This is a genomic window from Desulfobacula sp. (assembly GCF_021107415.1).
Window position 1 is genome coordinate 1 of record NZ_JAIOSW010000314.1, and the last position, 5,474, is coordinate 5,474.

Genomic DNA, 5,474 nt, shown 5'->3' on the forward strand with positions numbered 1-5,474 from the left:
CACATCTGCATAAATATAAACCATAAGGTCATCATCAGTATAAGCCCCTTCAGCGTATACGGACACATCCGCAGATGCTGAAAAAGATGTCAAAAAAAGCAGGGTAATTACTCCTGCAAAATATCTTCCATACTTCTTTAACATAAACGACTCCTTTCTAAATAAATTTATTAAATTACGTTCATAATTCCTAAAACTGATGGCTCGGAACTTTATTAATAACTTTTTTTACTTTTCTTAATACAGAGCAATATCCATGCCCTTTTTTTTTGAATCATTAAAAAACTTCATATTTTATAGTCCACAATAAATTGCCATGCGTATAAGCATTTGATTATATAGTATTTTTACAAAAAAATATATTTATCTTGCCAAACAAAATATTTTATTTTTTATTATATCGACCTATCCCTTTGCAAAATACCAAAACCCATCCATTCAATTAGGAAATTTTTTTCCTAATTTTAGGAAATTTTTTTCCTAAAATTAGGAACTCTTTGTAACAATACAAAATATTTTCCCCATAAAATGTTATCATTTAATAGTATCAAGTTTATCTTTCAGCCTGACATTAACCCAGACGATGATAAGCGGTTTCACCCTGCTGTCGGTTTTCATTAACAATCTATCGTAAAATTTTCCTCTGGCCTCTTTTTTTGTCTTCACAATAACTTTAAATGCCTGTTTCCCGTTGATTTGTGTTTTCTTTAATTCACAGGCCAGATATCTGCTGTTCTTGAATGTCAAGTCCAGAATATTCAATGGATATTTTTCAACCGGTATAATGGTAATTGTTTTTTCCATGACTTTCCCACTATTGCCTTGAAAAACAAGGGTTCTGGGAGTGATGTTAACAACTCTTTCAACAGGTCCCTGAATTGTAAGATAGGCTGTGGGTGTAGTTGGATCATCTATAGACACCTTTATTCTCTTTTTCAAGGTCCTGCCGCCATACCCGTTAGTTTTCACCTTTATTTTAATTGTTCCCTGCCCGCCGGGCAGGACATTTCGGTCAAAAGAGACCGCAGTACACCCTCAACCGGCTTTAACACTGTTTATTTTCAAAGCAATGTCTTTATTATTTTTAATTATAAAATCATGGAAAACGATAGTCCCATCCGGTACCGTGTCAAACGTATATTCTGATTCAATAACTATTGCACCGGAACCTGCATAAGCTGTTGTCAGCAAAAATAAGGAAAACATTGCAATAGATAATTGCGTGATCCGTTTTTTCATAATCTTAAGGTTCCTTTAAGGGTTGTTTATCTTTATACGGACTACCAGATAAGATCCACATTGTAAAGGCTGCCAGAAAAATTCGCTGTTGGCTTATTGGGGTAAACTCCGGTTCTTTAAAAAATCCTCAACAATTACTTCCAGGCGTTCAATCAGGTACAAAGGCAGCGAAATCAGGGAATAATTTACGTTCTTGCGGTTTTTGCCAATATTAATAACCGTATTGATTTGTTGAACAACTGGTAAGGATGCATCAAATCGAATGGCAAGAGGTGCCTGTTTACACCCCATAAATTGATGCAGGGATTTCAACTTTCCTGTGGCACCGGCTTTAACCTCTATGGGAATAATAGTGCCGGCTATCCCAATAACAAAATCTACTTCAGCATTGGATGAACGGCCTTCACGCAACCAGTAAATTAATTCACGGTTTGGTGTATCAGCAAGCAGGCTTTGTAAATGCTGCCCGATAAACTGCTCAGCGATTGCCCCTTCATTTATCAATTTTATATCATCCATTTGAGAGACAACACGCCAGTCCAGGCCGCAAATAGCATTCATTAAACCAACATCAAGGAAAAGTGCTTTATAAACTTTTTCCTCAATATCAGCCTGTAATGGCAGGCCCGAACAATGGCTGTGAGTTACTTTTCCAATAATACGGGCCATGGACAGCAACTCAAGATCTTTCTTTATTGTGGCACTTTGATCTTGAAACGAGATATTACTGTATTTAATTTTTTTCCCCACGTTTCTGGCTACAAAATTAAACACATTGCGCATGCGGTTCAGGTTTCTTGAGCCTGCATATTTTGAAAAATCTTCCCGATAGGTTTCTATAATGGAATTATGAACTTTACTCACATCCTTATAGCTGTGACTATCAACAAAGACGGCAATTGCTTCAGGCATTCCACCAATATAATAGTAAGAGCGCAGTAAACTCAATAAACGCTTATGCACAACTTCACCGATCTTTTGACCCGGTTTATACTGCATTATAAAAGACTTCAGTTTTTCCTCACCAACCGCGCCCAGGAATTCAGTAAAAGTCATCGGTCCCATGTGTAAATACTGTATTCTTCCTACAGGCATGGAAAAAGAATGATCTGATAAAACAAATTCTAATAAAGAACCTGCACTCACAACCGGAAGATCCGGTCTGTCCTCATAAAAATACCGCAACACCGGAATAGCCTCTGGAACAGCCTGGATTTCATCAAAAAACAAGAGAGCGTCCTTATTGATGGTTGCCATATTCGGCAGAAATTCAATCTGCTGAATAATCTGCTCAGGGTCTTTATCAGAAAATATTTGCGATAACTCAGGATGACGTTCCAAATTTACATTGAGTAACGTTTTTTTATATTCCCTGGCAAACAACTCTACTAAAGTAGATTTACCCACCTGTCGGGCACCACGAATAATAAGTGGCTTACGATTGTTGTCATACAGCCAGTCATGAAGAAATTGTAATTGTTGTCTATACATTTTTGTAAACACACCCTTAATTTTTGTTTTGTATATATATTGAATATATCATATAACAGGGTATTTAACAAGCTTTGAATATTGTTTTATGGGTGTGTTCTGATAATATTCTATAGGCTATTCACCTTCAAATTCAGTGATGGCAAACACTTTGCAGCCTTGAATCTGATCCCTTCCTTTCAGCTCGGGAAGTTCAACAACAAACGCACATTCAATAATATCGGCGCCCAGTTTTTTTACCAGTTTTACCGTTGCACCAATGGTACCGCCGGTGGCAATCAGATCATCAACAATGATAACTTTTTCGCCTTTTTCAACAGCATCTTCATGGATTTCAAGGGTGTCTTCTCCATATTCCAGGCTATAGGTTTCCTGGATGGTTTTCCAGGGCAGCTTGCCTTTTTTCCTGACAGGAACAAATCCAATACCCAGCTTATAGGCCAGGACTGCACCGAAAACAAAACCTCTGGCATCAATTCCTACGATCTTATCAATGCGCATGTCTTTATATCGTTCATACAGGATATCACATGATTCCCGGAAAGCATCCGGGTTCTGCATCAATGTGGTCAGATCTCTGAATATCACCCCTTTAATCGGCCAGTCCGGAAGACTCCTGATGGTTTCTTTTAAATCCATTTCTTTTTCCTTTAGATCTTATTTGCTTTAATATTTATTCTCTTATTTTTTCCATTACCTTCACCAGCAATTGTATTACATTATGAACATTCTGATTAAATACTGCCAGGATCTCATCCCAGGTAACAGGTGCTTCATCCTCTTTCCAGCAGTCATAATCCGTTGACATGGCAACGGCAGCATAAGGGATGCCGGCTTCATTTGCAAGCATGGCTTCAGGAGCAGTTGACATATTAATCACATCAGCTCCCCAGATCCTGAACATTTTTGACTCGGCAACAGTGGAGAACCGCGGTCCTTCGATGGTAACGACACACCCTTTGTCATGGACATTCAAATCAAGCTGTTTTGCTGTTTCATAAAGTATTTTTCTTAAATCCTCATCAAAGGGATGGGCCATGGCTGTATGAACGGCACCATTTTCAAAGGAATCCGCAAATGTATTTTTTCTAAACCGTGTAAAATCAATAAATTGATCTAAAATGACCAGATGTCCCCGGTCTATTTTTTTCCTCAAACTGCCGCAGGCTGTCGCACCGATAATATGCGTCACCCCTGCCTGTTGGAGTGCTTTGATATTGGCACGGTAATTTACCTGGGTGGGGCTGTATTGGTGGTTTCTGCCATGGCGGGCAAGGATAACGGTTTCTACATCATTTATTTTTCCGGACAACAGAGATGAAGAAGGATTTCCATATGGTGTAGAAATTTCAAGTTCATTTGGATTTTTTAAAATATCAGGATTTTCAAGTCCTGATCCGCCAATAATACCAAGTTTCAACATTTTTTCTCCTATCACTTTTTCTTCCGGTTTTCATTTTTATTCTTTTTGCTTTTGAAAACGCCTAACACAACTGGATTAACTTATCAAGGATGGAGTAAATTTATTAATTTCTAATACTGCTTTATCCAAACACTTTGCATCCAGATAAAAATCAACCTGGTTTGATATTTTTAGTTCACCCACTTTTTTTTCATTACCAGGGTATAAAAACTTGCACCCAGCAGCAGCATACAAAAAACGATATGCGTCAGGTCTATGGCAATGACAAAGGTATGGGGAAAATAGACATTGGGTAAATTTTTTACCACCATGAATGCTCCGGAAACAATCAATCCTGAAATACTGAATAATTTTAAATATCCAAACGTACTGATTGTATAATGCCTTTTACCACTGAAAAAATAATCAGCCACAACATAGACGGCCAGTGCAATGAGAACAATTGCAAAGGTATAATGTATTCTATTGGTGATGTAGAACTGTGCCAGCCATCCCAACCCCGGAATATCAGCGATATAGTATCTCTTGAATATGGGCATCTGGCCGAATCCTGTCAGGGTGATAAAAAACAGGGTGATAAAATAAATATATTTCCTGGTTTTGCTGAATGGTTTCATTATTTATCCCCCTTTGTACTGGTGTAAAATTTTCCAAATGCAGCTGCCAAACCGGCTATCGGGGCAATCAACATCGCTTTGGCAAGGTTGCTGCTAACGCCCATCAGGTTTTTTACCTTATCAAAATGCATCTTTCCATCACCTTTTTCAATACTCAGGTTCAACTGGTCAAACGGCACCGGAGAGACATAGATGGTATTAGTACCGCCATTTTCATGTTCCCCGTAAATATATCCGTTCATCTCTTTTGCAAGCGCATGGGCTTTTGCCAAAATTTCACTTTTCGGGCCTATGGTCTGGACATCTTCCGGACAGGCTTCTATGCAGGCAGGCTGTTCCCCTTGTTCAAGTCTGTTGTAGCACCGGTCGCATTTATACATGGTCCCATTCCCGGCCAGCGCCGGTAAAAGGTCAAGATAAAGCCCGACACCGGTCTGTCTTTGAGGAACATCCCAGGGGCAGACTTTATTACATTTGGAACCGCCCAGACAGATATCCGGATCAATTCTTGACAGGCCGTTGTCTTCCTGTTTTGCTGAGCCCCAGGGGCAAAGCTTGACACAAGGAGGATTGTCGCAGTGCATGCATCGCCGGGGTATTGTAAGTTCAGTTTCCTCTCCATCAACCATTACTGTGGCATGCTGAATGAAAAGCCAGTTATAAGGTGTCAGGCGGTCTATCACATCCCGCTTGTCAGACCAGTC

General features: G+C 39.2%; 6 protein-coding genes. All 6 read right to left on the reverse strand.

All coding sequences use genetic code 11. The features are described from left to right. Nucleotides 1-534: 534 nt before the first annotated feature. Nucleotides 535-1,239: an OS_HP2 family (seleno)protein gene (locus tag K8S13_RS16165; protein ID WP_268815277.1), complete on the reverse strand. Its 705-nt coding sequence runs from the start codon at nt 1,237-1,239 to the stop codon at nt 535-537. A 93-nt stretch (nt 1,240-1,332) separates the two neighbouring features. Beyond that, nucleotides 1,333-2,730, reverse strand: a complete 1,398-nt coding sequence (locus K8S13_RS16170; protein ID WP_291464064.1) for an ATP-binding protein — start codon at nt 2,728-2,730, stop codon at nt 1,333-1,335. Between the two features lie 117 nt (nt 2,731-2,847). Further along, entirely contained in the window at nt 2,848-3,369 is a 522-nt protein-coding gene (locus K8S13_RS16175) for an adenine phosphoribosyltransferase (RefSeq protein ID WP_291464066.1), read from the reverse strand. 34 nt (nt 3,370-3,403) lie between these two features. Beyond that, nucleotides 3,404-4,153 (reverse strand): S-methyl-5'-thioadenosine phosphorylase, encoded by a 750-nt coding sequence (mtnP, locus tag K8S13_RS16180; RefSeq protein WP_291464068.1) that lies wholly within the window; start codon nt 4,151-4,153, stop codon nt 3,404-3,406. A gap of 170 nt (nt 4,154-4,323) precedes the next feature. Then, on the reverse strand, nt 4,324-4,770 hold the full coding sequence (locus K8S13_RS16185) for a hypothetical protein (protein WP_291464070.1): 447 nt from the start codon (nt 4,768-4,770) through the stop codon (nt 4,324-4,326). Next, a partial coding sequence (locus K8S13_RS16190) for a 4Fe-4S dicluster domain-containing protein (RefSeq protein ID WP_291464071.1) occupies nt 4,770-5,474 on the reverse strand: 705 nt, incomplete at its 5' end. The genes K8S13_RS16190 and K8S13_RS16185, both read right to left, overlap by 1 nt.

Excerpts from the sequence above, each read along its gene's own strand:
- mtnP (WP_291464068.1), bottom strand. The coding sequence starts at position 4,153 with ATGTTGAAACTTGGTATTATTGGCGGATCAGGACTTGAAAATCCTGAT.
- K8S13_RS16170 (WP_291464064.1), bottom strand. The coding sequence starts at position 2,730 with ATGTATAGACAACAATTACAATTTCTTCATGACTGGCTGTATGACAAC.
- K8S13_RS16175 (WP_291464066.1), bottom strand. The coding sequence starts at position 3,369 with ATGGATTTAAAAGAAACCATCAGGAGTCTTCCGGACTGGCCGATTAAA.
- K8S13_RS16185 (WP_291464070.1), bottom strand. The coding sequence starts at position 4,770 with ATGAAACCATTCAGCAAAACCAGGAAATATATTTATTTTATCACCCTG.